We start from the raw sequence: 24616 nt of genomic DNA, 5'->3' as shown, positions 1-24616 counted from the left end.
GCGCTCCATCCCCAGTTCCTTGTTCTCCTTCTTCAGCGCCGCGTTCTCCGCCGTCAGCCGGGCGATCAACGCGTCCCTGTCCTCCGGCGTGGCCTACCCGGCCCGCTTCGCCCGCGAGACCCAGCTCGCCAGCGTCGTCTCATTGATCCCCAGGTCCTGCGCGACCTCGGGACCGGCTTCCCGGTCTCCGTCACGATGCGTACCGCCCCCTCACGAAACTCCGCCGTGAACTTGCGACGTTTCTCCGCCATGACAACCAACATCCCCTGCTGTCACGGACCCCACGCTACGAGGGGAACCTCAGGCCCCGCCGCCTTCATCACCGCGGCGAAAACGCCCTGGCCGTTCGCCGAACTCCGGCTTCTGCCTGCCCACCAACGCGTGGGACCCGGTCTTGAGCGACCTGCCCGGTGAACAGCTGGCGCACTGGCTGCTGTTCCCTGGCGACAGCACAAAGGACGCGACCGAATACGCGCGCCCTTCCCCCTGGCCGCATCACAGCCCGCGCACATCCAAGGCGAGTTGGGCAGCTGGGCGGCAGTGACGCCCGAGGCTGACACATCGCTGCTCAAAGTCTGCCGGGAGCCACCCTCGGCCGAGTAGACGAGGGTGAGATGGGAATGCCGTAACAGCAGCAACGGCAAAAATCAGCGACGCCCATGGCGTTTGCACGCGGATTGTCACATGCTGGCCGCGGGTGTTGACGAAGCCCGTCTGGAACGAATCCGGGGCCACGAGATCGATCGAGCTGAGTGCTCTCCAGTCGAGGTCGAGCTCACACACCGGATGGGCGAAGAACAGCCTCCGCAGGGTGATGGTCACCTCTCCGGGGCCGTCCAGCACCCACCGCGGTCGTGCATCGTGCTGCGCTTGGCGACGCCGAGCAGAATTGCCTAGCGCGGAGCCCACCAAACTGCCCACGACGAAAGCCGGGTTACCGACCGCGACCATGCTGCTGTGTCGATATCTCCCGTTTCCCAGGGCTCGCCAGGTCGAACGCTGCCCGGGCCCGACGGCAAGGGCACGGTCTCCTTGCCCGAGCCGTGCAGTAGTAGCAACCAGCGGGCGGCTGGACAGGCGCCGTTCGAGGAGGTCGGCGAGGATGTCGCACGAGTGCCACAGGTACTCGTCTAACGCCGACCAGGGTGGCCGTTGTGCGTTCTGCGGCGGCGCGAAAGAGTGGACCACTGTCACTCCGGCATGTTCGTCACAGGTCATCGATTACATGGCGCGACCAAGCATACTCACGTCGCCCATCACACGCACGAGCTTGTAGCGACTGAACCAGTGGGAGCGCAAATCGGGCAGCTTCTCACCCATATGATGTGACGTCAGTCACGACTTGGAGGGGGTCCTCGTGCCATCGAACGAGAAGCAACAGGAAGAATCGGAGTTCGAGGCTGAGGTCCTGCGAATCTCCCGTGCGCTCTTCGCGCCGGAGAACGAGTTCCAGGGTTCGACCTACATCGGCACCGCTGAACGTGACGGAGTCTTCATCGGACCGGACTCAGTCACGATCGTCGAGTGCACGGTCTCACGACGCAAGGACAAGGCGGAGAAGGACGGCAGGAAGCTCTACGACGCATGCCTGGCCATGGCCCGGAAACACCCGTTCAAGTCCGTAAAGGGCTTCTTCGTCACGCGCGACGAACCCACCGCCGACCAGCGCACGGTCGTCAAGGGCTTCGGGCCACCTCTCATCGCCTGCAGCTTCGCCCAGCTGCGGGGGCAACTTGTCGACTCCCTGAAGTACCTCGAGCTGCGCGGCTCCTACCCCTTCGGCAGCGCGCGCGAACCGAGCAGCGGCGACCACGAGGCCCTGAAGCCTTACGTTGCCGTTGATCCGGTGGAGAGCAACACGGGCGAACCGTTCTCAGTAGCCCGTGTGAGCGAGGAGGTCAGGAACGGCAAGTCCATCCTTCTGTACGGTGATTACGGGGCCGGCAAGAGCATGTTCCTACGCGAGCTGTACCGACGTCTGGCAACAGCCCACCGCACAGACAGGTTTGGGCCCTTTCCCATCCTTCTCAACCTGCGTGATCATCAGGGCCAGGTGTACCCGGTGGAGGCTCTGGAGCGACACGCTCGCGAGATCGGGTTCCCAGCACCCGCACAGCTGGTCCGCGCGTGGCGTTCGGGCGATGTAACGCTAATTTTGGACGGGTTCGACGAGATCGCGACGCCCGGCTGGATCGGAAAAACGTCGGCCATGCGCGACATCCGCCGCCGCTCCGTGGAACTTGTGCGCCGGTTCTGCCGCGACTCGCGCGCCTCGACCTCCGTCGTCCTCGCGGGCAGGGCACACTTCTTCGACAGTGAAGTCGAGATGCGCACCGCACTGGGCGCCCGCGGCGACTCCCTGTCTCTGATGGCGGGCGAGCCAACGGAGGAGCAAGCGAAAAGAATCCTGGATGCCTACGGCTGGCACGATGCGCTCCCGGACTGGCTTCCCTCGCGCCCCCTGTTGCTGAGCTACCTGGGCTCGTCAAGCGTGCTCCAGGGCTCCGTCGAGGGGACGTTCGGCCGCTCGGCGGGTGAAGGCTGGCACATGATGCTGGATCGCATCGCCGAGCGGGAGGCCAGCATGGAGGTGGGCGTGGACGGATTCACCGTCCGCAGAGTGCTGGAACGGCTTGCCACCCAGGCCCGACGCTCCACAGATGGGCTTGGTCCCATCTCACAAGAAGAGCTGACGTCCGTCTTCCAGTCAGTGTGCGGCTACGCCCCTGATGAGGGCTCGTACCAGCTTCTGCAGCGGCTTCCGGGACTTGGGGCTATGGATCGCGTCGACGGTTCTCGACGCTTCGTCGACGTCTCGCTTGCCGACGCCGCCCGCGCGGGCGACGTCGTGACCAGCATCCTCGAACCAAACACCGACAGCCCGCTGTTGGAAATGACAGGCAGTATTGCTTGTCTGGACGAAGTCGGCATCGACGTGGCCACTGTGCGGCTGGAAAGGGAGAGCACCGCAAGCCCGGGACGCGCTTACTCATCCGCCAGCGCCCTCCAACGCCAGGGCGTCTCTGATTCCGTCGTCACGGATATCGTCCGCGTCGCCGCGCGCCTGTGGCCAGGGGACGAGGCTCGCACGCCGCTCTCCATCCACGAGGTCGAGCTTCGCAGCTTCTCGCTGACGGCCGACGCCAAGGGCTACGACTGGCTGAGTTTCCACGACTGCGTAATCCAGGAGCTCGACCTCACCGACCACGACGGATACGCGCTCCCGCGCTTCCAAAATTGCCTAATTGGGCAAATGACCGGTGTAGCTGGCTGGTCGGCGCTGCAGGCAGGCCGATTCGTTGACTGCGAGGTGGCCCAGTTCGACGCACAAATGTCGACGGCCAAGGGCATCCTCGCCCTGAAGACGACGCCACTGAACAAGGTCCTGCTCACGATATTGAAAAAGATCTACGCTCAGCGAGGCACGGGGCGAAAGGAGTCCGCGATCTTCCGCGGACTGGATGCCAAGCACCGCGAGCTCGTCCCAGAGGCATTGCAGCGTCTCACCACGGAGGGGTTCGTCACTACCGCCCGATCCAACAGCACCCGGATCTACCTCCCGGTCAGGGGTATGGCAAGCCGGGTCCGGCGCATCCTCCAAGCCCCCCAGTCGAGCGCCGATAGCCTCCTCGAGTAATTCCGACCCCAGAGTCACACCCGGCACCCTCATGAGGCATTGGCAGCTGGTCTCAGTTCTGGTCTCATTCGCCCCCGTCCGGACGGGGCCACCTCGAACGCTCCGCCGCAGGTCAGGGCACCTACGGCCCGCTCCGGACCCCTAGACGAACATTTGGAAAGCGTGTTGGGGGCAACCCCGCACGAGTTCGAATCTCGTATCCTCCGCCAGTGCCTCACCGGGCACTACGTCGAGGGGCCCCACCGTTCGCGGTGGGGCCCCTCGACGTTCTTCGGCCCTGTTGTCCTCTCCTTCGTCCACACCGCTCGTCTGCGACGCCCCCGATCGCGGTGCCGACCATACGGGCCATTTCCGTCAGGGGTGGTCGGGGACCCGGGGGTACGGCGCATCCTCGCGGCGCCTCCGGGCCCCCGTCCCGTGATCCCGAGGACCATGGCGCGCAGAGGAACCCTGCCTGGTCCTCGACACGAGCCGGGCTCCACGGGCCGCCGCGGCCCTTCCGCGCAGGACCGCGCCTCCCCGCCCCGTCCGGCCACCCCGCACCGTCCCGCCCTCGGCCGTCTCGTCCGCCGGTTCGGCGCGGCGGCCGGTTCCGCATCCGGACCTCTACGCCCGGACCTGGATCAGGGCATGGGTGCCACTCGTACGCCAGGCCGCGCCGGACTGCTCCAGAGCGTCGAGCACCTTCCCCTCCAGCCCGACGACGACATCGGACTTGAGCGTGCGGAATGCCGCCACGGCCCCGGGAAAGTACGCCGTGCGGCCGGCGAACGACTCCGTCGCGTCCAGCATCCGGTCCCCCACCAGACGCCGGTAGTTGAGGTCGCCCTTCAGGATGGTCAGCGTGACGTCCGCGAACTCGCCCCGCAGGTCCTCCGGCATGTCCTCGTAAGGCAGCGGCGCGCAGAAGAACGGGTGCACCCGGATCTCCAGGCACCCGGTCGCCACGGCCTCCCAGAGGCGCCCGCCGATCCCGCCCGCTTCGCCGGGCGCCTCGTTGATGCGGCGCAGGCAGTCGACGACGTCGGCCGTCATCGCGTCGGAGACGTAGTACGGGTGGGGCTTGACGTACAGCACGATCCGCTCGGCATGCCGTTCCCCCAGGAGGTGATCGATGAGGATCAGGTCCGGGATCAGCTCCCTTCCGGTGTTGTCCGCCACCACGGCGACCGTGGAGCCGCCTCCGGCAGGCAGCAGCCTCCAGAGCAGCGCGCTGTCGTCGGCGACCAGGGCACTGGCAGTGTCACCGGGCGCCGTCCCGCCCTCCGTGACCCGGAAGCCGAGGTCCGCCCGGTTCCCCCACAGCGAGGCGTGGAGCAGGGCGGCTGCCCGCTCGTCGGCCGGTGCGTCGGCGAGCGTGTCCAAGGCCCCGAGTTCCTCGTCCACCGCCGGGCCGCGCAGCTCGGCCCTCTTGAAGGGGGCGAAGGGATCGACGCCCCGCCACGGCCCGGTGCCGAAGTACCCCACGGCGCCGAGGAGTCTGCGGTAGAAGTAGCTCTCCGACCAGAGGAACGGGGCGTCGAACCACGAACGCCCGAAGTACGGACGCCCCCAGACCGCCCACTGTTCGTGATCGGGGTCCGAGGGACCGAGCGGTTCGATCACGCCGTTGGTGATCTCGTCCAGCAGGGCGTCGAGCGCCTCGTGCCGGCCGGGTCCGTACGGGAAGGCGTCCCGTACCTGCCGGATCAGTGCCGGGTGGCGCTCCGCCAGAACACTCCGGGCGAAGGAGCCGGGCTCGTTGCCCAGGATGACCGGTGCGTGCCGTGCGGTGGGGCGGCCGGCACCGTCGGCACCGTCGTCCGGGCGAGGGGAGGTCTTCGCTGTCATGCCCCTAGCCTCGCGTACGCCGCGCCCTAGTTCCTGGCCCTCGGGTACGCCGACCGCGCCGCGCTGCCGGCGGGTGCCTGCCCCAGGCCGATCAGGGCCTCGAGCACGGGGAGGTGTCCACTCCGCCCCTGGCAATTCGGCTTCGTCAGCTGGGTTTCCGAAGCCGAAGAAGCAGTTTCCTCCGTTGTGGTGAGACCCTGGTCATCACCTCTGGAACAGCCCGGGAACGAGAAGGCGCCAAGCGTTCTTCTTCTCACCGGGAGCGCTGATCGGGTGGAACACACCGCTCTGCGTTTGCGGGTCTGCTGCATCAACCGAGATACGGCACTGCCGCCTCCTGTTCGCACCAGTCGCACCGGCGTCCGTATGGTTCCCGTACCCTCGGCAACCGCCCGGACAGGACACGGCAAGGGTGTTGCGGGCGCTCCGGTGAGATCGCGCTCCGTCGCGTTAGATCCGTAGTCCAGGCCCAGTTGGTCCCTGCACACGCGGGGGTGGTCCCCGAGAACGTTTACAGCAAATGCATGACGGTCTCCTGCTCCCCGCGAACGCGGGGTTTCACCTTCTTGCCGCCATGCGGCGAAAGCCTGAACCGAGAACGTTCATCAGCAGATGCAGGGCTGAGATCAAGAGAACAGGGGAATGGCTCGATCGCGCCTCTCCACAGCCACTGCGCACCTAGGCTCACGCCTGGAAAAAAAGGGTCGGGCTCCATACCCGCATCCGTTCGCCCGGATGCCTGGAGCCCGACCCCGCCCCCGCGTTCGGCACGAACCCAGAGACACGAAAAGAGTACAGATGCATGCCTTACCAACCGCGGCGCAGCCCCTGACGGGCCCCTCTGGATCCTCATCGCGGCGATGATTTCCGCTTCCCCGCAACAGCCCTGGGTCTGGGCCGCGCTCATCACCACCGGGATGGCTCTGTCCCGGCAGCGCAGACGCTGACGACGAGGGACCCCGGCAGAACGCCGGGGCCCTCTCCGTCACGGAACATCCGTACCCGGTAGCTCTGGCATCGAAGGACACACATGTCCGTACCCCCTCAAGAAGCCCGCACCGGCCGTGCCGTGCCGATCTCGGACGGGCTGTCGGATGCCGCACGGTCCGCGTGGGCCAAGCACGACCGGAAGACGGAGGGGTGGCTTCCCCTCTGGCGGCACATGGCCGACAGCGGGGCGGTGGCCGGGAGGCTGTGGGACGCGTGGCTGCCCGTGTCCGTGCGCCGGCTGCTGGCCGAGCCGTTCGGCGGGGACGAGGAGGTGGCGCGGAGGCTGGTGGTGTTCCTGGCCGCCGGACACGACGCCGGCAAGGCCAGCCCGGCCTTCGCCTGCCAGGTCGAGGAGCTGACCGGGCCGATGCGCGAGCACGGGCTGGACATGCTCACCCTCAAGCAGTACGGCCGGGACCGCAGGCTCGCCCCTCACGGGCTCGCCGGTCAACTGGTGATACAGGAGTGGATGAGGGGGCGGTTCGGGTTCGGGGCGCGCGTGGCCGGGCAGTTCGCGGTGGTGGCAGGAGGACACCACGGAGTGCCGCCCGAGAGCGGACAGATACACGACCTGCGGTTGCGGCCCCATCTCCTGCGCCATCACGGCCCGGCCGAGCGGGTCTGGCGGAGCACCCAGTACGAGCTGCTCGACTGGTGTGCCGAACTCACAGGCGTCACAGGTCTGTTGCCGACATGGGGGAGCGTGCGGCTGCCGCAGCCGGTGCAGGTGCTGCTGACCGCCGTGGTGATCCTCTCGGACTGGATCGCCAGCTCTCCCGACCTCTTCCCCTACGCTCCCCAGTCCTGGCAGGGGCCCGGGGGCGAGTCGCGGCGGCTCAGGGCGGCCTGGGAGGGGCTGGACCTGCCCGCGCCCTGGCGGCCGGAGGTCCCCGCCGCACCGGCCGCCGACTTGTTCGCGGCCCGCTTCCCCCGGCTCGGGGGCGCCGCACCTCGTCCCGTCCAGGAGGAGGCCGTACGGATAGCCCTGGACATGGAGCCCGGCGGGCTGCTCATCGTCGAGGCGCCGATGGGCGAGGGCAAGACGGAGGCCGCCCTGGCGGCGGCGGAGATCCTCGCGGCCCGGTCCGGGGCCGGCGGACTGCTGCTCGCGCTGCCCACCAGGGCCACCGGGGACGCGATGTTCGGACGGTTGCTCTCCTGGATGGAGGCCCTGCCCGGGGACGGGAACGCCGGCACGGGTCCGTGGTCCGTGGTGCTGGCGCACGCCAAGGCCGCGCTGCAGCGGGAATGGGCCGGTCTGCTGCGCCGGGGCAGCAGACCCGTCACGGCGGTCGATCCGGACGCCGACGAGGAGGTCCGGCGCCCCGGGGACCGCGCCGACGACTCGGCGGTGGACCCGTCCCGGTCCGTCGACGGGCCGTCCGGGAAGGGACGTCGGCGTCCCGCCGGGTTGCAGGCGCACCAGTGGCTGCGCGGGCGGAAGAAGCAACTGCTGGCGTCGTTCGCCGTCGGCACCGTGGATCAAGTGCTGTTCGCCGCGCTCAAGAGCAGGCACCTGGCGCTGCGGCACCTCGCGGTCGCGGGGAAGGTGGTGGTCATCGACGAAGTGCACGCCTACGACGCGTATATGAACCGCTATCTCGACCGGACTCTGGAGTGGCTGGCCGCCTACCGGGTGCCGGTGGTGCTGCTGTCCGCCACGCTGCCCGCCGGACGCCGGAGGGCGCTGGCCGCCGCCTACGCCGGTGCCGAGGCCGCGGCCGGAGTGGAGGGGGACGCCGACGCGTACCCCCTGATCACCGCCGTGGCGCCGGGCCACGGTGCACGCGGTGCCCGGCCCCCGGCGGCGGCGGGCAGGGGCACGGACGTGTCCGTGGAGCCCCTCGACGACGATCCCGCCGTGCTCGCCGACCGTCTGGAGGCCGAACTCGCCGACGGCGGCTGCGCACTCGTCGTACGGAACACCGTGGCCCGCGTTCTGGAGGCCGCCGGCGTGCTGCGCGAACGGTTCGGGGACGCCGACGTCACCGTCGCGCACTCCCGCTTCCTGGCCGCCGACCGGGCGGCCAACGACGCCCGTCTCGTCGCTCGGTTCGGCCGGGGCAGAGACCGGCCGAAGAGACATGTGGTGGTGGCCAGCCAGGTGGTGGAGCAGTCGCTGGACGTGGACTTCGACCTCCTGGTGACCGACCTGGCCCCGGTCGACCTCGTGCTCCAGCGCATGGGACGCCTCCACCGGCACCCCCTGCCCCGGCCCGCCCGCCTGGCCACCCCCCGATGCCTGATGACCGGGGTGCAGGACTGGTCCGTCTCGCTCCCGGTACCGGTGCGGGGTTCGCGCGCGGTGTACGAGGGCGACTGGACCCTGCTGCGGGCGCTGGCGGCGTTCCGCCCCCATCTCGCGGGCGCGCCGCTGCGGCTGCCGCGGGACATCGGCCCGCTGGTGCAGAGCGCCTACGGCGACGGACCGCTCGGGCCGGCAGAGTGGGCGGACGCCATGACGGCGGCCCGGGAGCGGCACGACGCCCTTCTCCAAGCCAAGCGGCTCCGTGCGGACGGCTTCCTCCTGGGCCCGGTGCAGCGGGCGGGACGTCCGGTGTTCGGGTGGCTGGAGGCCCATGCCGGGGACGCGGACGACGGCCGGGCCGGACGGGCCCAGGTGCGGGACGCGAAGGAGTCACTGGAGGTCCTGGTCGTCCAACGCACCGGCGACGGACGGCTGATCACCGTGCCGTGGCTGGACGGTGGAGCCGGTGGCGTCGAACTGCCGACGGACTTCCCGCCGTCCCGCAGAGCGGCGGAGGCGGTGGCGGCGAGCGCGCTCTCCCTGCCGGGCCGCTTCCTCCATCCCGGGATCATCGACCGCACCATCGCCGAGCTGGAGGGATTCCTGGTCCCGGCCTGGCAGGTGAAGGAGTGCCCCTGGCTGGCGGGGGAGCTTCTGCTGGTTCTGGACCCCGATTGTCAGACCCTCCTGGCAGGCTACGAACTGGGCTACAGCCGCGAGGACGGGCTGCGGCTCGCCGGTCCCGGCATGCCCGCGACCGGGGTTCGTGCACCAGGCAAGGGGAACAGCGATGGGGCTGCTACCGGAGAAGGGCCCGTGGAGGCGCCGCCCGTCGGCGTGTCCGCGGGGGAAGCGGGCGGCGGGGACCGTCTTACCGGGTCGGACGGCGGTGAGGGCGGCGCCGTGAGGACGGAACGGACCTGCGGGCCCCCCGCGTTCAATCTCGTGCGGCAGCCGTGGCTGCCGGTGCGGCGGCTGTCCGACGGCGGTGGGGAGGAGTTGTCCCTCCGGGACCTGTTCCTGCGCGCCGGTGAGCTGCGCGGGATGGGCGGTGACGTCCCCACCCAGGAACTCGCCCTGCTGCGCCTGGCGCTGGCCGTGCTCTACGACGCCCTGGAGGGGCCTGGGGACATCGACGCGTGGGTGGAGCTGTGGGAGGCTCCGGAGCCCTTCGCGGAGGCGGTCGCCTATCTGGACCGGCACGCGGACCGGTTCGAACTCTTCGACTCCAAGCGGCCGTTCTTCCAGGTGGCGGGGTTACGGACGGAGAAGGACGAGATCGCGCCGCTGAGCCGGATCGTGGCCGATGTGCCCACCGGATCGCCGCTGTTCTCGATGCGCAGGCCCGGTGTCGAGCGGCTGTCCCCCGGGGAGGCCGCCCGCTGGCTGGTGCACACGCACGCCTTCGACACCTCGGGCATCAAGCCCGCGCTGCACGGCGACGACAGGGCCAGGGCGGGCAAGGTGTATCCGCTCGGCGTGGGGTCCCTCGGCCACCTCGGAGGGGTGTTCGCGGAGGGGGACACCCTGCGCGAGACCCTGCTCCTCAACCTCGTCCCGTTCGAGAACGCCTACCGCAACGGGAGCCACGCCGAGCGGACCGAGGCCGACCTTCCGGTCTGGCGGCGCGAGGCCCCCTACGACGCCCGCCGCCGCTCCGTCGAGGCGGGCGGCCCCGAACCGGCCGGGCTTCGCGATCTGTACACCTGGCAGACGCGCCGCATCCGGCTGGCCACCGACCACACCGGCGAGGTCACGGGCGTCGTCCTCGGATACGGCGACCCCCTCGCGCAGCAGTCGCCCTGGACACTGGAGCCGATGAGCGCGTGGCGCCGCAGCGCCGCGCAGGAGAAGAAGCAGCGCAGGGACGTCGTCTACACGCCGCTGCGGCACCATCCCCGCCGGGCCGCCTGGCGGGGCATCGAGGCCCTGCTCCCCGCGCGCGGAGTCCCGGAGGAGACGGGGCAGGGCGGTGAGGCGCCCCTGCGCATCCGTTCCCGGATCGCGAAGTGGCTCACCGAGGTGAGCGGGGACTACGACCTGGACGCCGCCAGGCTGCTTCGGTTGCGGACCGTGGGCATCGTCTACGGCACCCAGCAGTCCGTCATCGACGAGATCGTCGACGACGCGGTGGTGCTCCCCCTGGTGACGTTCCTCGCCGCCAGGGAGCAGTACCGGGCGGCTGCGGAGGACGCCGTTCACGACGCGGACAACGCGGTCCTGGCGCTCGGCCGGCTCGCCTCGCACCTGGTGCTCGCCTCGGGGGGCGAAGGCACGGAAGCGGCCGTGGAATCGGTCCAGGACCGCGCCTACGGTGCGCTGGACGGGCCGTTCCGCCGCTGGCTGCGGTCGCTGGCCCGGCAGCCGGACCTCGTGGCGGCGCGTCAGAAGTGGCGTGAGGAAGTCCGCCGGCGCGTACGCCGACTGGCCCGGGAGGAGATCCGCTCGGCCGGTCCGGCCGCCACCGACGGACGACTGGTCGACCTGCCGGGGCGTCCCGGAACACTCATGGACGCCGGACGGGCCGAACTGTGGTTCGGCGCCCGGCTGAACAAGCATCTGGGACCGCCGCCGAGGCCCGGGCCCGTCCGATAGTCCGGCCCGGCGGCCGGGCGGTCCGCGAATGGTCCGCCCGCCCGGACCATCCGCTCGTTCCCCGGCGCCGTGGTCCTGCCGGCCGCTCCTCCCCGTCCGCTCCCCTCACCGCCGTCGCCCTCCGGTGTCCGCCGGAAGACGGCACGGCCGTTCCCTTCCCGTCGTCAGGAGATGAACTTCATGGCCCCCTCCACCCCGTCCCCCTCGGGCAGCGCGCCACCCGGCGGCCACCCGGGCACGGATTCGGACCCGGGACCGGGACCGGGACCGGACCGGGGTCTGCCCCGCCGGGCCGTCTCCCGGGTGGTCCCCCGCCTCCAGTCCGGCTACCAGCGTGACGACGCCTGGGCCGTGGCCACCGTGGCCCGGCTGCGCCGCGAGGCCGGGCGGGAGGCGCACACATCCGCCGGTGCCTGGGGTCTCGTCCACATGGAGACCCTGGCGGAGCTGCGCGAGCAGCGCAGGGAGGAGGAACACGAGGCGCGGGGGGCGAGGGCCGACCCGGCCGACCTCTCGTCCGCCGGCTGGGCCGACCGCGAGGCACGGGAACTGCGGGAGGACACGGCCGTCCACCTGGCGGTGACCCTGTGGGCCCTGCACCAGCAGTCGCTGCGGGACGAGCCCATGCATGGGCCCGGCTGGACGCTCGGCCGCGCGGTGCGCCGCCTGGCCCACGGGAGGACCGGCACCCGGGACGAGCCGCGACCGCGAGCGGCGGAGGACGGCGCCCCGGACAGCACGGCGGAGCCGAAGGACCACCCGCCGGTGGAGGAGGTCAGCGAGAGCGTGCGGCGCCGGTTCGTCCGGGTCGGTGGCTCCTCCGACACCGAGATGCTGGCCGCCCGGCTGCGCGACCTGGTGCTGCTGTTGCGCGCCGCCCGCATCCCCCTGGACTACGCGCTCCTCGCCGACCAGCTGGCCCGCTGGCAGCAGGAGGACCGGCGGGACGGCGTCCGCCGGACCTGGGGGCGGGACTTCCACCGCCACTACCCGTCCGCCGAGGGCGGATCCCGCGGCGGCGGAACCGGCGGGGAGCCGGGATCCGGAGCACCACCGCCGACCGACGACACCGTGATCCCGGAGGACGAGGACGCCGACGCCTGACCGCTCCCCCTCCGCCGACCGCCCCTCCCGCATCGATACGCCCGATGCACCAGATACCGAACGGAACGCCATGCCCCGCACGATCATCGACATCCACGTCCTCCAGACCGTCCCGCCCAGCAACATGAACCGGGACGACACCGGAACTCCGAAGTCCGCCTTCTACGGAGGCGTCCGCCGGGCGAGGGTCTCCAGCCAGGCGTGGAAGCGCGCCACCCGGCGGCGGTTCGAGACGCTGCTCCCGCCGGAGGAGCTCGGGGTACGGACGAAGAAGGTGGCGGAGGCGCTCGCGGAGCGCGTCATCGCCCTGGACGGCACCCTCGGGGACAACGCCCTGAAGCTGGCGGAGGCGGCCCTGCCGGTCGCCACCGGGAGCACCCTGGAGGTGCCGAAGCGCAGGAAGAAGGAGGACACCGACGACGAGGCGGCGGCAGCGGCCCAGTCGAAGTACCTGATGTTCCTCAGCAGGCGCCAGTTGGACGCCCTGGCGAAGCTGGTGGTGGAGTACAGCGAAGGCGGGGACGTCGGGACGCTGACGAAGGCGCTGAAGGAGAAGGAGAAGAAGGCCCTGGCACGCGCCGCCGTCGACACCCGGCACTCGGTGGACATCGCGCTCTTCGGACGGATGGTCGCGAACGCCGCCGACCTCAACGTGGACGCCGCGGCACAGGTCGCCCACGCGCTCGGCGTCCACCGCTCCGACATCGAGTCGGACTACTACACGGCCGTCGACGACCGCAGCGAGGACTCGGAGCCCGGCGCCGGGATGATCGGCACGGTCGACTTCAACTCCGCCACGCTGTACCGGTACGCGGCCGTCGACGCCGACGAGCTCCAGCGGAACCTGGGCACGGGACTCAGGAAGGACGAGCCGCCGACGACTCCGGCGGCCAGGGCCGTGGGGGCCTTCCTGGAGGCGTTCATCACCTCGCTGCCGACCGGGAAGATCAACACCTTCGCCAACCACACCCTCCCGTCCGCCGTCGTCGTCACGATCCGCGACCGCCGGCCGCTGAGCTTCGTCGGGGCCTTCGAGGAGCCGGTGCCGAAGACCACGCGGGGCGGCTTCCTCCGGGAGAGCTGCCGCCGGCTCACCCCCTACGTGCGGAACCTGGAGAAGCAGTACGGGATCGACGAGGACCGCACCTGGGTCTTCCGGGTCGGCGAGGAGACGGACGACCTGGCGCCCCTGGGCGCCGGGGTCACCCTCGCGGAACTGCTGGCGCAGGTCGAAGGAGCGGTCGCGGAACGGCTGGGGTCCGACGGATGACGGTGCTGCTGCTCTGTCTCGCCGGGCCGCTGCAGGCCTGGGGCTCGTCCGCGCGGTTCGTGCAGCGGACCACCGAGAACGCCCCGACCAAGAGCGGTGTGCTGGGGCTGCTGGCGGCGGCCGAGGGGCGGCCGCGCGATGCCGGCCTCTCCGACCTGGCCGGGCTGCGCTTCGGCGTACGCGTCGACCAACCGGGTTCGCGCATCAAGGACTTCCACAAGGCGGAGAACAGCGACACCGGCCGCGTCATGCCGCTGTCCGACCGCTACTACCTCGCCGACGCGGTCTTCGTCGCGGGTGTGGAGGGCGAGGAGGGGCTGATCGGGCGACTGCACACCGCCGTCGGCGCGCCGCACTTCCTGCCCTATCTGGGACGGCGCTCGTGTCCTCCCTCCCGGCCCCTGCTGTTCGACGGCACTCCTGACGGCCCGTCGCTCAGCGACCAGCCCCTGGAGGAGGCGCTGCGCGGCTTCCCCTGGCAGGCTTCGCCCTGGTACCGGCGGCAGTCGGAGCGGGCCGCGGAGGGCAAGGAACCGCGGGGCCCGGAGGAACTGGACCTGCTGCTCGACTGCCCTCCCGGCGAGGCGCCCGACTACTCCCTGCGCGACACACCGCTCACCTTCGACCCCCGCCACCGCCAGTACGCCGTGCGCGGAGTGCGGACCGGCCACACCGGGGCACCACCGGGGCACGACCCCACCGCACATCTGCGCCCGGTTCCGCCGCGAGGCGACGCAGGGCCCTCCGGCCGTGGCAGCGCCCGCCCGGCGGACCGAGCCCCGGACGGGCCACCCCCGACAGCCACGCCACGGACGCCCCCTAGGAACCCGACGATGTACCTGACCCGCTTCCGCATCAACACCGGCCGGTCCGAGGCCCGACGGCTCCTCGGCTCGCCGCACCGACTGCACGGCGCCGTGAACATGGCCTTCCCCGATCCTCCGGCCAGGGACGGCACGGGGCCCCGTGTGCTGTGGCGGCTCGACAGCGCCCCGGGCGGCAGGGTCGACCTGCTCATCTCCAGCCCCGACCGCCCCGATCTCACCCACCTCACGGAGCAGGCCGGGTGGCCGAGCCTCGGGCAGGACGGCTGGACGACCTTCGCCTACGGGGAGTTCCTGGCCGCGTTGGCCGAGGGCGACACCTGGGCCTTCCGGCTCACCGCCAACCCGGTCCACCACATCCGCCGTGCCCAGGACCCCGTCGGGGCACCGACCAAGCGAGCGGCCCATGCCACCCCGCGCCACCAGGCCCGCTGGCTGCTGCGGCAGCAGGAACGGTGCGGGTTCGCCGTACTGCGCGAGCCCGCCGCCGACTTCTTCCCGACGCCGCCCGGGAGCGGGGCGGCGGACCGCTCCCCGGTTCCCCCGGCCGAGGACCGCGACGCGTTCGACACCTGGGTCTACGAATTGGTGGTGCACGACCGCGCGCCGGTGCGGTTCGGAAGAGGACCGGGCGGGGACAGGGGGACACCCGGCACCTCCGGCCGCCGCTCGCCGCAGGTGAACGGCTCCACCGGTTCCGATGTGCGCTTCACCCGGGCCACGTTCGACGGCAGGCTGCGGATCACCGACCTCACGGCGTTCCGCCGCACCCTGACCCAGGGTGTGGGCAAGGCCAAGGCGTACGGCTGCGGTCTCATGACCCTCGCACCGGGGCGGTGAGCCGACGATGAGCACGGTCGGCAGGCGGAGCCTGTCCTCACCCCGCGAACTCACCCGGGTCGGCGACCGCGTCTCGTTCCTCTACCTGGAGCGCTGCACCGTCCACCGCGACGACAACGCGATCACCGCCACGGACGCCGACGGCGTCACCCACATCCCCTCCGCCACCATCGGCACCCTGCTGCTCGGGCCGGGCACGAGCGTCACCCACCAGGCCATGGCCCTTCTCGGGGAGAGCGGCGCGGGGGTCGCCTGGGTCGGGGAACACGGCGTGCGCTACTACGCCGGAGGGCGCGGCCTCACCCGTTCCTCCGGCCTGCTGGAGGCGCAGGCCGCGGCCTGGGCCAACCGCCGCTCACGGGTCGAGGTGGCGCGGGCGATGTACCGCATGCGGTTCCCCGGTGAGGACACCGCCGGACGCAGCCGTGACGACCTGCTGCGGATGGAGGGGCGCCGGGTGAAGGAGTGCTATCGCCGGGAGGCCGCCCGGACCGGGGTGCCATGGGTCCGGCGGGAGTTCCACCGCGACGACTTCTCGGCGGGCGACGCCCCCAACCAGGGCGTCACGGCGGCGGCCCAGTGCATGTACGGCGTGGCCCACGCCGTCGTCGCTGCGCTCGGCTGCTCGCCCGGACTCGGTTTCGTCCACTCCGGGCACGAGCGGTCGTTCGTCCTGGACATCGCCGACCTCTACAAGACCGAGATCGGCATCCCCGCCGCCTTCGACGCCGCGGCGGCCGGCGAGGACGACGTCGCGACCCGCACCCGCCGGGCGCTGCGGGACCGCATCAACGCGACGGGGCTGCTCGACCGCTGTGCGCGGGACATCAAGAGCCTCTTCTCCTACGCCTCCCCCGCCACCGGGACGGGGGAGGACGACGGGGACCGGGTGGGCCTCCTCACGGACAGCGGCCGGCTGATCGCCTCCGGCCGCAACCACGGGGACGAGCCGATCTGGTGACGGTCATCGTTCTCACCAACTGCCCTGCCGGACTGCGTGGTTTCCTCACCCGCTGGCTGCTGGAGATCTCCCCCGGCGTGTTCATCGGCTCGCCGTCCGCCCGCGTCCGGGACATCCTCTGGGACGAGGTGCGCACGTACTCGGGGCAGGGCCGGGCCCTACTCGCCCACCACACCGACACCGAACAGGGCTTCGCCTTCCGCACCCACGACCACGCGTGGCACCCCACCGACCACGAGGGCCTCACCCTCCTCCACCGCCCGTCCGCCCAACCCCCGGCCCCCGCCGCGAGCCCGCCCCGGCAGGGCTGGAGCAAGGCGGCCAAACGCCGAAAGTTCGGCCGATGAAGCACACCCGGATACCGGCGCCCGGGGACCACCACTTTGGCAAAGTGAGTAAAATCCACGGTCCCACGCGATAAACCCGCAGGTCGCGCCCTGCGGTCCCCGCGCATGCGGGGGTGGTCCCGGCGTCCGCGCTCTGCTCGGGATGAAGACCGAGCGGTCCCCGCGCATGCGGGGGTGGTCCCCATCCGGCGATCTGGCCGGGGTGGCCGGTCAGGCGGTCCCCGCGCATGCGGGGGTGGTCCCTCCCCCAGCGCGGCGGACACGGCCTGCGCCCCGCGGTCCCCGCGCATGCGGGGGTGGTCCCGGGCCCTGACCGAACTCGGTGTGGACTGGGACGCGGTCCCCGCGCATGCGGGGGTGGTCCCTTGATCGGGGGCCCGTTGAAGGGTCTCTTCGAGCGGTCCCCGCGCATGCGGGGGTGGTCCCCTGCGCGCCGGGCTCGCGTCCTGGGTGACCGGGCGGTCCCCGCGCATGCGGGGGTGGTCCCGGACCCGCCGAGCAGACCGACTGCCCCCAGAGGCGGTCCCCGCGCATGCGGGGGTGGTCCCAGCCGGCCGGGCCCGGAAGTCCAGGCGCGTCTGCGGTCCCCGCGCATGCGGGGGTGGTCCCTCGGCGGACCACCGGTGCCGGGGCGCACGGTGGCGGTCCCCGCGCATGCGGGGGTGGTCCCCGACCCAGCCCCTGTCACGGCGGCTGGGCGCCGCGGTCCCCGCGCATGCGGGGGTGGTCCCGGGCACGTGAGCCGCCGGCGCCTCCTCACCACGCGGTCCCCGCGCATGCGGGGGTGGTCCCGCCGCGCTGCCCACCATCAGGGTGCTCCGCATGCGGTCCCCGCGCATGCGGGGGTGGTCCCCCGGGCGCAACTCGGGGTGCAACCACCAAACACAAGCGGGCCGGACCCCCGCGGCGGTCCCCGCGCATGCGGGGGTGGTCCACGTCCTCACCGCGCGGCACCATCTGCTCGCGCGCGGTCCCCGCGCATGCGGGGGTGCCCGGTACGTGGCCGCGCTGGACCCGAGCGTCGGGCGGTCCCCGCGCATGCGGGGGTGGTCCCGCTCGCCGCGTCCTCGATCAGGCGCTGGACCTGCGGTCCCCGCGTATGCGGGGCTGCCGCCGCCCGAGTGGCATGACCCGGGCGCCGGTCAGCGGGCCAGCGCCCGGGGAAACATCGGCCCCGTAACCCCGGTGCCCCGGGCGTTGCGCGCCGGTGTCGGGAAGCGGCCCCCGGCCCCGGGCCCGGCTTCCGACGCCTGGGGCGGACGCCCGGCACTCGGCACCCAACACCCGGCGCACGGCGCCCGCCCCGGGCGTATCCGGGTCGCGTCAGGCGTCCAGGCCGTGGGACGCCACGAGGTTCACCGTGCCCTCGGCCAGGCGGTAGGAGAGGCCGACCACCGCGCAGCGGCCCTCGGCGACCTCGTTGGCGAGGAGGACGGAGCGGCCGACCAGGCCGTCGACCGTGCGGTGGATGTGCTCGTCGACGAACTCGCCGATCCCCGTGTGGCCCTTGGCGCGGGCCGCCAGGACGCTCGGGACCACGCGCTCCACCACGTCGCCGAGGTATCCGGGCGGTGCCGTGCCGCCGTGGGCCGCCTCGGACGCCGCCGTCACCGCGCCGCAGGAGTCGTGGCCCAGCACCACCACCAGCGGTGCGCTCAGCACCTCGATGCCGTACTCGATGCTGCCGACCACCTCCGCGCCCGCCACGTGGCCGGCCGTGCGGACCACGAACAGGTCGCCCAGCCCCCGGTCGAAGATGATCTCCGCCGCGAGCCGTGAGTCCGAGCACCCGAAGAGCACGGCGAACGGCTTCTGCCGCGGTGCCAGTTCCGAGCGCCGGTCGGCGTCCTGGTTGGGGTGGAGGCGGCCGCCGCTGACGAAGCGGGCGTTGCCCTGAAGCAGCGCGGCGTAGGCGTCGGCGGGTGAGGACGGGGCGACATCAGGCATACCGGAAACCTAGCGGACGGGGTCGCCCCGTCGGCGCTCTCCCCGGCGGAGGACGCCCCGCACGAGGGTAGACTTGAAGAGTTCTTCATTTTGTCAGTTGCTGTGCTTCACAGATGCCCTGGTGCGGAGGTGTGCGGAATGCCGGTTCCGCTGTACGAGGCCAAAGCCGAGTTCTTCCGGATGCTGGGTCACCCCGTGCGCATCCGGGTGCTGGAGCTGCTGCAGGACGGTCCGCGACCCGTCCGCGAACTGCTCGCCGCGATCGAGGTCGAGCCGTCCAACCTGTCGCAGCAGCTCGCGGTCCTGCGCCGGTCCGGCATCGTCACCGCGACCCGGACCGGCTCGACCGTGGTCTACGAGATGGCCTGCGGCGACGTGGCCGATCTGCTGGCCGCCGCCCGGAGCATCCTGTCCGGTCTGATCTCGGGGCAGCAGCGGCTGCTGGAGGAGCTGCGGACCGCGGAGGCGCCCCGTCCGGCGGGGACGGCCGGTCCGGCGGATTCCGCGGGGGCGCGGCAGTGACGGGGGACGCCCGGGCCGGGGCCGACGGGGGCCGGGGCGAGCGCTCCGAGCGGCGCCGGGACCCGCAGCGGCGCATCGAACGGGGCGTCGCCCTGCGCGCGGGCTTCTACATCTTCGGCACGCATCTCTTCGCCGGATTCGTCTGGCTGCTGTTCTACCTGGGCCGGCACGCCAAGTAGGGGGCCGCGCCCGCGTCGGGCCGCGCCCGGTGACGGGCCGTGCCGGTAGCGGTGCGACCCGCGGTGATCCGTGCCCGCCGATGCCATCGGGCCGTGCCGCCGGTGGGACCGGGCCGAGCCCGCCGACGCCGCGGGCGGCGGGCCGCGGGCCGCGTTACCCGCCCCGCCCGCTCCGCCCCGCGCGCTACTCCGGCGGCCGGGTCGGGGCGGGTCCGGCCTGGAGGTCCGCCAGGAGTTCCGCCTGCCCGGCGAGCACACCTGAGAGGATGCCGCGCGCGACCCTGAGCAGTTCGGCGATCTGCGGACTGGTCAGCGAGTAGTACACGGACGAGCCCTCCTTGCGGGAGACCACCAGATTGGCCCGGCGCAGCACCGCGAGCTGCTGGGACAGGTGGGCCGGTTCGATGGCCACCTCGGGCAGCATCTCCGCCACCGCGTGCTCCCGTTGGCTCAGCAGCTCCAGCACGCGGATGCGCGCGGGGTGGCCGAGCGTCTTGAAGAACTCGGCCTTCAGCTGGTACAGGGGCGTGCTCATCGTGCCCTCGTCTCCCCGGTTCCGTGGCGGCCCGGCCCCTCGGCCGGTACGGGGCGCGTCGCGCCTCCGCCCCGCGTCGTCGCCGTACGTCCGTCCCGGCGCCGCCCGCCGGGACGTTTCCGCCCGGGACGCACACCGCGACGGTGAGGCGTTACGCCGACCGGCTGCGGGCGGGCGGCACACGGCCGTCCGCCGGGCGATGGTGGGCGGAAGGCAAATCGTACGGCAGGGCGGCCGGCGGCGGGGGTTGCGCCCGCGGGACGGACGGGCCGCCGCCCGGGGCGCACGGCACGAGTGAGGCGGGATCGATGGCGGAGGAGCGGCGGCGGCCGGGCGAGGAGCCCCGGGACGGCGGGGGCGCCCCGGGCGGCGCCCGCACGCCCCCCGGCGGTCCCTCCGGCGGCGACGCCCCCGACGCGTCCCTCCGGCCGGACGGCGGAAACCACCTCCCCCGTGAGGGGGAGAGCCCGGGAGCGGGCACCGGCGGGAACCCGCACCCCGATCGCGCCCGGGACCCACAGGCCGGTGACCCCGCGAAACCACGCCCCGGCGACACCCATGACCTGCCGCCCGGCGACCCCCGTGACCTACGGCCCGAAGCCACCGGAGGCCATCTCCCCCGTAGCGGGGAGAGCCCGGGAGCGGGCAGCGGCGGAATCCGGCGCCCCGCTCACGCCCGGGACCCATGGACCCGTGACGCCGGGAACCCACGGGCCGATGACGCCGGGAGCCCTCGGCCCAGCAGCACCCGTGGCCTGCGGCCCGAAGCCACCGGCGGCCCGCTCCCCCGCGAAGGTGAGGACTCGGGGACCGCTGACGGCCGGGACCCGTACCCCCCTCACGCCCGGGACCGACGGGCCGGTGACGCCGGGAACCCGCACCCCGGCATCCCCCACGCCCCGCACCCCGATGGCCCCGAAGTCCCCCCGGTCACCGGCGCCGGGACCCCCCGTCCGCGCGGCCCCTCGCCCGAACCCGGCGGCGCAGGGAACCCCCGCCCCCCTGGCAACGGGGCCGCCGCACCCGACCCAGAAAGGGCCCCGGGACCCCGCACGGGCACGGACCCGGGACCCGACGCGAGAACGGACCCCCACCCCCTCGACGACGACACCGCCTACGGTGGCGGCCGGGCCGACCCGCACCCGCCGTACGGGGGCGGCGGCGGCCGCGACACCACGGGGGCCGAGGAGTCGTACACCTCCCTCCTCGGCCTCCCGCTCAGCTCCGACCTCGACCGGATCGGGGAGCAGCTGCACGCCCTGGCCCGTGCCCAGAGCACCCTCCAGGAACTCCTCCAGGCGGTCGTCAGCATCACCGGCGAGCTGGAGCTGCCCACCGTGCTCCGCCGCATCGTGCGCACCGCGATGGATCTGGTGGGCGCCCGCTACGGGGCCCTCGGGGTGCTCGACCCGGAGGGCAGGGCGCTGGAGGAGTTCGTGCCGCTGGGGCTCACCGCCCGAGAGCTGGCCGATCTGGACGGCGTGGAGCTGCCGCGCGGCCGGGGACTGCTGGGGCATCTGATCCACCACCCCGAGCCGCTGCGGGTCGAGGACATCGCGAGCCACCCCCAGTCGGCGGGCTTCCCGCCCGGGCACCCGCCCATGCGTTCCCTGCTCGGGGTGGCCATCAGCGTGCGCGGGCACGTCTACGGCAACCTGTACCTCTCCGAACGCACCGACGGGAGGCCCTTCGACCGGCACGACGAGGGCGTGATCCGGGCGCTGGCGGGCACGGCGGGCGTGGCGATCGAGAACGCCCGCCTCTACCAGCGGGTCCGGCGCAGCGGCGAGCAGTTCCAGCGGCTCCTGCTGCCCCGCCTGCCGGATCTCGGCCCGTTCGCCGCCGGGGCCGCCTACCGCCCGGCGAGCGCGCCCGCGGCCGTCGGCGGCGACTGGTACGACGCGATGCTGCTGCCCGACGGGGCGTGCGCGGCGGTGATCGGTGACGTCGCGGGGCACGATCTGCGGGCGGCGGCCGACATGGCGCAGATCCGCAACATTCTGCGCGGCCTGTACTACGACTGGACGACCCCGCCCAGCGCCTCCCTCGCCCGGCTCGACCGCATCATGGGCGCCGCCCTGGACGCGGCCCCGATCGCCACGGCGCTGCTCGCCCGGCTGGAGCCCTCCGCCGGGGGGTGGCGGCTGCGCTGGTCCACCGCCGGGCATCCGCCGCCGCTCCTGCTGCTGCCCGACGGGCGGGCCCGCTACCTGGAGGCGGAGCCCGGCGTGCCGCTGGGCGTGGCGCCCGAGCTGCCCCGGCCCGAGCACTGCCGGACGGTGCCGGCGCACAGCACCGTCGTCCTGTACACCGACGGTCTGGTGGAGGCTCCCGGGCGGCCCATCGACCAGGGGCTGGACACCCTGGCGGTCACCGCCTCGCGGCTCGCCGGGCTGCCGCCGGGCGAACTCTGCCGGGCGCTGATCTCCCACCCGCCGGACGACGGCCACGACGACCGGGCCGTGCTCGCGCTGCGCACCCCGTCCCGGCCGTCGGTCCCGCGCTGCTGACCGGGGCCCGGCGCCGGCCCCGTCCACCGCGCGGCCGAGGGGGCGGTCACAGCGCGGCCAAGGGGGCGGGTCACAGCGGCAGGGTGATCCAGATGCTCTTGCCCCGCCCGTCGCGGTCGCCGCGCACCACCGCCGTGCCGCCGAGCCCGGTGGTCAGCTCCATGACCGTCGCGAGGCCGCCGGTCCCCGCGCCCCCGCCGGTCCCCGTCCGCGCCGCGTGCAGCGGCGGCCGGTGCGGGTGGCGGTCGTGCACGGCGAAGGCCAGGCAGTCCGGTCCGGCGGCGTAGGTGACGGTCACCTGGCGGGTCGGCGGGACGGCGTGCCGGACGCTGTTGGCGACCAGTTCGCTGAGGATCAGCAGGGCGGGTCCGACGGCCGGGTGGTCCGCGCTGACGCCCCATTCGGCGAGCGCCGCCTCCGCGGTCTCCCGGGCCACCCGGACCGCCGGGGGCTGCGCGGGCAGGGTGAGCACGTGCCGGTGCGGCAGGGCTTCGAGCGGCGTGCTCATCGCGTCTCCAGGCGAGCGAGCGGGCGGCGTCCGGCCACGGCGCGGAGCGGGGCGCGGCGGTGTGCCGTCCGGCGCGTGCCGGGGGCGGCACCCGTATCCGCCCGGGACACGGAGACCTGGGTCCGCGGCTACCTGCGGACCCGGGCGTCACAGCATCTAATGAATTGCAGACTTTCGCAATTCAACAGCTCCGGCGCGCGGCGTCCTGCCGGGGACCACCCCCCTTGCCCACGGCGGCCCCGCGCCGCCCGCGGCCAGGCCCCGCCCCCGCGCCGTGTCCCCGCCGCCGCTCACCACGTCGGGCGCGCGCTCACCCCGCCGTCGACGACCAGATCGTGGCCGGTGATCCAGGAGGCCAGCCGGGAGGCGAGGAAGACGCAGGCGTCGCCCACGTCCTCGGGGCGCCCCAGCCGTCCGGCGGGCGCGGCGCCGAGCCAGCGCCGCACACCGTCGGGCCAGTCCTCGGCCAGGCCCTCGCGGTCGATCAGGCCGGGCGAGACGGTGTTGACCCGCACGCCCCAGGGCCCGTACTCCTGGGCCGCCGCGCGGGCGTGGGCCACCACCGCCGCCTTGGAGGCGCCGTAGTGGGCGTGGCCGGGGGCGGGGGCACCGGCCTCGATGGAGGCGATGTGGGTGACCGTGCCGCCGCCGTCCTGTCCCCGCATGAGCGCGGCGGCCGTACGGGTGCAGGCGAGAACGCCGGTCAGGTTGGCGTCCAGCACCTCCCGCCACGCGGCCGCCGTCATGCCGGGCAGTTCCCGCACCGGCTGGACCGCGGCGTTGTTGACCAGTGCCGTCAGGCGCCCGCCGCCCCAGTCGGCGGCCTCCTCGACCAGCCGCCGGCAGGCGTCCTCGTCGGTCAGGTCGGCGCGCAGCACCACCGCCGCGCCGCCCGCGTCCCGGATGCGCCCGGCCGTCTCCCGGGCGGCCTCGACCGAGGTGCGGCAGTGCAGGGCGACGGCCGCGCCCTCCTGGGCGAACCGCCGCGCGATGCCCCGGCCGACGCCGCCGCCCGCGCCCGTGACCAGGGCCACCTGTCCGTCCAGCAGGGTCATGGGCGGCACAGTCGCAGAATCCGCGCGGCCTCGGCGGGATAGCGCGCGGCGAGGCGGTCCGGGTCGCCGTGTTCGTAGTCCCCGTAGGTGAATCCGGGGACCGCCGTGCAGCCGAACAGGGTCCAGGCGCCGCCCTCGGCCACCCGGGCGCCCATCCAGGTCCCGGCGGGGACGGTGTGCTGCACGTGCTGCCCGCGCAGGACGTCCGGGCCGAGGACGACGGTGCGGGAGGTGCCGTCGGGGGCGAGGAGCAGCAGCCCGAGCGGGTCCCCGAGGTAGAAGTGCCAGGTCTCGTCGGCGGTCAGGCGGTGCAGGGCGGAGAAGTCGTCCGGGCCGCCGGTGAGCAGGGCGACGATGGCGGAGCCCGTCGGGCGGCCGTCGGGGCGCGCGGGCCCGGCCCAGGTCCGCCGGAAGAGGCCGCCCTCGCGGGGGATCGGCTCCAGTCCGTAGTGCGCGACGAGTTCCTCGGGTGTCACGGGCGCGGGCGTCACCCGGGTGAGGCTACCGCCCGGTGGCGCGCCGCCCGGGGGTTTCGGGCCACGCCCGCCGGGGGACCGGCCGGTCCCGCTGGTCGCCGCGGCGCACCCGTACGTCCGGATCGCCCGCGACAACGGCGACCACCCGGGCGCCGGGCGGATCCGTCCGGGGGGGGGCCGGGCGTCCCCCGGCAGCGGGTGAACGCGCCGGGCTGCCGACGGCCCTCCCGAGGACGTC

The 24616-nt window shown here is 73.1% G+C and carries 18 protein-coding genes, 1 pseudogene and 1 CRISPR repeat array; of the genes and pseudogenes, 12 read left to right on the top strand and 7 right to left on the bottom strand.

Annotation, left to right across the window (positions count from 1 at the left end; all coding sequences use genetic code 11):
• Positions 1 to 229 (top strand): hypothetical protein (locus tag ACZ7LB_RS06130; RefSeq protein ID WP_471465589.1); only part of this gene is annotated, 229 nt, incomplete at its 5' end.
• A gap of 266 nt (positions 230 to 495) precedes the next feature.
• Here the strand turns inward: ACZ7LB_RS06130 and ACZ7LB_RS06125 are convergent.
• On the bottom strand, positions 496 to 822 hold the full coding sequence (locus ACZ7LB_RS06125) for a hypothetical protein (protein WP_362619861.1): 327 nt from the start codon (positions 820 to 822) through the stop codon (positions 496 to 498).
• 535 nt (positions 823 to 1357) lie between these two features.
• Here ACZ7LB_RS06125 and ACZ7LB_RS06120 point away from each other — a divergent pair.
• Positions 1358 to 3637 (top strand): NACHT domain-containing protein, encoded by a 2280-nt coding sequence (locus ACZ7LB_RS06120; protein WP_471465588.1) that lies wholly within the window; start codon positions 1358 to 1360, stop codon positions 3635 to 3637.
• Positions 3638 to 4243: 606 nt separating this feature from the next.
• Here ACZ7LB_RS06120 and ACZ7LB_RS06115 read toward each other — a convergent pair.
• Positions 4244 to 5467, bottom strand: coding sequence for a damage-control phosphatase ARMT1 family protein (locus ACZ7LB_RS06115; RefSeq protein ID WP_471465587.1), 1224 nt, complete (start codon positions 5465 to 5467; stop codon positions 4244 to 4246).
• Between the two features lie 1030 nt (positions 5468 to 6497).
• Between ACZ7LB_RS06115 and casA the strand changes: the two genes are divergently transcribed.
• From casA to cas2e, 7 genes and pseudogenes are all read left to right on the top strand, one after another.
• Entirely contained in the window at positions 6498 to 11300 is a 4803-nt protein-coding gene (gene casA / locus ACZ7LB_RS06110; protein WP_471465586.1) for a type I-E CRISPR-associated protein Cse1/CasA, read from the top strand.
• A gap of 180 nt (positions 11301 to 11480) precedes the next feature.
• Positions 11481 to 12404, top strand: coding sequence for a type I-E CRISPR-associated protein Cse2/CasB (gene casB, locus ACZ7LB_RS06105; protein ID WP_471465585.1), 924 nt, complete (start codon positions 11481 to 11483; stop codon positions 12402 to 12404).
• Positions 12405 to 12474: 70 nt separating this feature from the next.
• Entirely contained in the window at positions 12475 to 13674 is a 1200-nt protein-coding gene (gene cas7e, locus ACZ7LB_RS06100; RefSeq protein WP_471465584.1) for a type I-E CRISPR-associated protein Cas7/Cse4/CasC, read from the top strand.
• Positions 13671 to 14324, top strand: a pseudogene (gene cas5e / locus ACZ7LB_RS06095) (type I-E CRISPR-associated protein Cas5/CasD); the annotation flags it as partial. The gene cas7e and the pseudogene cas5e, both read left to right, overlap by 4 nt.
• 183 nt (positions 14325 to 14507) lie before the next feature.
• Entirely contained in the window at positions 14508 to 15338 is an 831-nt protein-coding gene (gene cas6e, locus ACZ7LB_RS06090) for a type I-E CRISPR-associated protein Cas6/Cse3/CasE (protein ID WP_471465625.1), read from the top strand.
• 7 nt (positions 15339 to 15345) lie between these two features.
• Entirely contained in the window at positions 15346 to 16299 is a 954-nt protein-coding gene (gene cas1e / locus ACZ7LB_RS06085) for a type I-E CRISPR-associated endonuclease Cas1e (RefSeq protein ID WP_471465583.1), read from the top strand.
• A complete protein-coding gene (gene cas2e, locus ACZ7LB_RS06080; RefSeq protein WP_471465582.1) occupies positions 16296 to 16646 on the top strand; it encodes a type I-E CRISPR-associated endoribonuclease Cas2e in 351 nt (116 codons plus the stop codon). The genes cas1e and cas2e overlap by 4 nt, the downstream gene beginning before the upstream one ends.
• 92 nt (positions 16647 to 16738) lie before the next feature.
• Positions 16739 to 17761: a CRISPR direct-repeat array (repeat unit 29 nt; unit sequence GCGGTCCCCGCGCATGCGGGGGTGGTCCC).
• A gap of 208 nt (positions 17762 to 17969) precedes the next feature.
• Here cas2e and ACZ7LB_RS06075 read toward each other — a convergent pair.
• Positions 17970 to 18593 (bottom strand): carbonic anhydrase, encoded by a 624-nt coding sequence (locus ACZ7LB_RS06075; protein ID WP_161228766.1) that lies wholly within the window; start codon positions 18591 to 18593, stop codon positions 17970 to 17972.
• Between the two features lie 138 nt (positions 18594 to 18731).
• Between ACZ7LB_RS06075 and ACZ7LB_RS06070 the strand changes: the two genes are divergently transcribed.
• Together ACZ7LB_RS06070 and ACZ7LB_RS06065 are read left to right on the top strand one after the other, a co-directional pair.
• A complete protein-coding gene (locus tag ACZ7LB_RS06070; protein WP_471465581.1) occupies positions 18732 to 19115 on the top strand; it encodes an ArsR/SmtB family transcription factor in 384 nt (127 codons plus the stop codon).
• A complete protein-coding gene (locus ACZ7LB_RS06065; RefSeq protein ID WP_471465580.1) occupies positions 19112 to 19294 on the top strand; it encodes a DUF6126 family protein in 183 nt (60 codons plus the stop codon). Before ACZ7LB_RS06070 ends, ACZ7LB_RS06065 begins: the two co-directional genes overlap by 4 nt.
• Before the next feature lie 184 nt (positions 19295 to 19478).
• Here the strand turns inward: ACZ7LB_RS06065 and ACZ7LB_RS06060 are convergent, their stop codons facing one another.
• Positions 19479 to 19829, bottom strand: a complete 351-nt coding sequence (locus ACZ7LB_RS06060) for an ArsR/SmtB family transcription factor (RefSeq protein ID WP_471465579.1) — start codon at positions 19827 to 19829, stop codon at positions 19479 to 19481.
• Positions 19830 to 21067: 1238 nt separating this feature from the next.
• Here ACZ7LB_RS06060 and ACZ7LB_RS06055 point away from each other — a divergent pair.
• Positions 21068 to 22339, top strand: coding sequence for a PP2C family protein-serine/threonine phosphatase (locus ACZ7LB_RS06055; protein ID WP_471465624.1), 1272 nt, complete (start codon positions 21068 to 21070; stop codon positions 22337 to 22339).
• A gap of 70 nt (positions 22340 to 22409) precedes the next feature.
• On the opposite strand, the gene ACZ7LB_RS06050 is transcribed toward ACZ7LB_RS06055, so the two are convergent.
• The 3 genes from ACZ7LB_RS06050 to ACZ7LB_RS06040 all read right to left on the bottom strand — a co-directional run bounded on the left by ACZ7LB_RS06050 (position 22410) and on the right by ACZ7LB_RS06040 (position 24393).
• Positions 22410 to 22847, bottom strand: coding sequence for an ATP-binding protein (locus ACZ7LB_RS06050; protein WP_471465578.1), 438 nt, complete (start codon positions 22845 to 22847; stop codon positions 22410 to 22412).
• A gap of 290 nt (positions 22848 to 23137) precedes the next feature.
• Positions 23138 to 23902, bottom strand: a complete 765-nt coding sequence (locus ACZ7LB_RS06045) for an SDR family NAD(P)-dependent oxidoreductase (RefSeq protein WP_471465577.1) — start codon at positions 23900 to 23902, stop codon at positions 23138 to 23140.
• Positions 23899 to 24393, bottom strand: coding sequence for a cupin domain-containing protein (locus ACZ7LB_RS06040; RefSeq protein WP_471465576.1), 495 nt, complete (start codon positions 24391 to 24393; stop codon positions 23899 to 23901). The genes ACZ7LB_RS06045 and ACZ7LB_RS06040 overlap by 4 nt, the downstream gene beginning before the upstream one ends.
• Between the last annotated feature and the right edge of the window lie 223 nt (positions 24394 to 24616).

Source organism: Streptomyces sp. NPDC107521 (assembly GCF_055598485.1).
Note: the sequence above shows the minus strand (reverse complement) of the source record. Positions and strands in the feature narration are given on the sequence as shown.

Bases quoted from the DNA above. Each gene is read 5' to 3' on its own strand.
- cas7e (WP_471465584.1), top strand. From the start codon at position 12,475: ATGCCCCGCACGATCATCGACATCCACGTCCTCCAGACCGTCCCGCCC.
- cas6e (WP_471465625.1), top strand. From the start codon at position 14,508: ATGTACCTGACCCGCTTCCGCATCAACACCGGCCGGTCCGAGGCCCGA.
- ACZ7LB_RS06115 (WP_471465587.1), bottom strand. From the start codon at position 5,467: ATGACAGCGAAGACCTCCCCTCGCCCGGACGACGGTGCCGACGGTGCC.
- cas1e (WP_471465583.1), top strand. From the start codon at position 15,346: ATGAGCACGGTCGGCAGGCGGAGCCTGTCCTCACCCCGCGAACTCACC.
- ACZ7LB_RS06070 (WP_471465581.1), top strand. From the start codon at position 18,732: ATGCCGGTTCCGCTGTACGAGGCCAAAGCCGAGTTCTTCCGGATGCTG.
- ACZ7LB_RS06045 (WP_471465577.1), bottom strand. From the start codon at position 23,902: ATGACCCTGCTGGACGGACAGGTGGCCCTGGTCACGGGCGCGGGCGGC.
- casB (WP_471465585.1), top strand. From the start codon at position 11,481: ATGGCCCCCTCCACCCCGTCCCCCTCGGGCAGCGCGCCACCCGGCGGC.
- ACZ7LB_RS06060 (WP_471465579.1), bottom strand. From the start codon at position 19,829: ATGAGCACGCCCCTGTACCAGCTGAAGGCCGAGTTCTTCAAGACGCTC.
- casA (WP_471465586.1), top strand. From the start codon at position 6,498: ATGTCCGTACCCCCTCAAGAAGCCCGCACCGGCCGTGCCGTGCCGATC.
- ACZ7LB_RS06075 (WP_161228766.1), bottom strand. From the start codon at position 18,593: ATGCCTGATGTCGCCCCGTCCTCACCCGCCGACGCCTACGCCGCGCTG.
- ACZ7LB_RS06050 (WP_471465578.1), bottom strand. From the start codon at position 22,847: ATGAGCACGCCGCTCGAAGCCCTGCCGCACCGGCACGTGCTCACCCTG.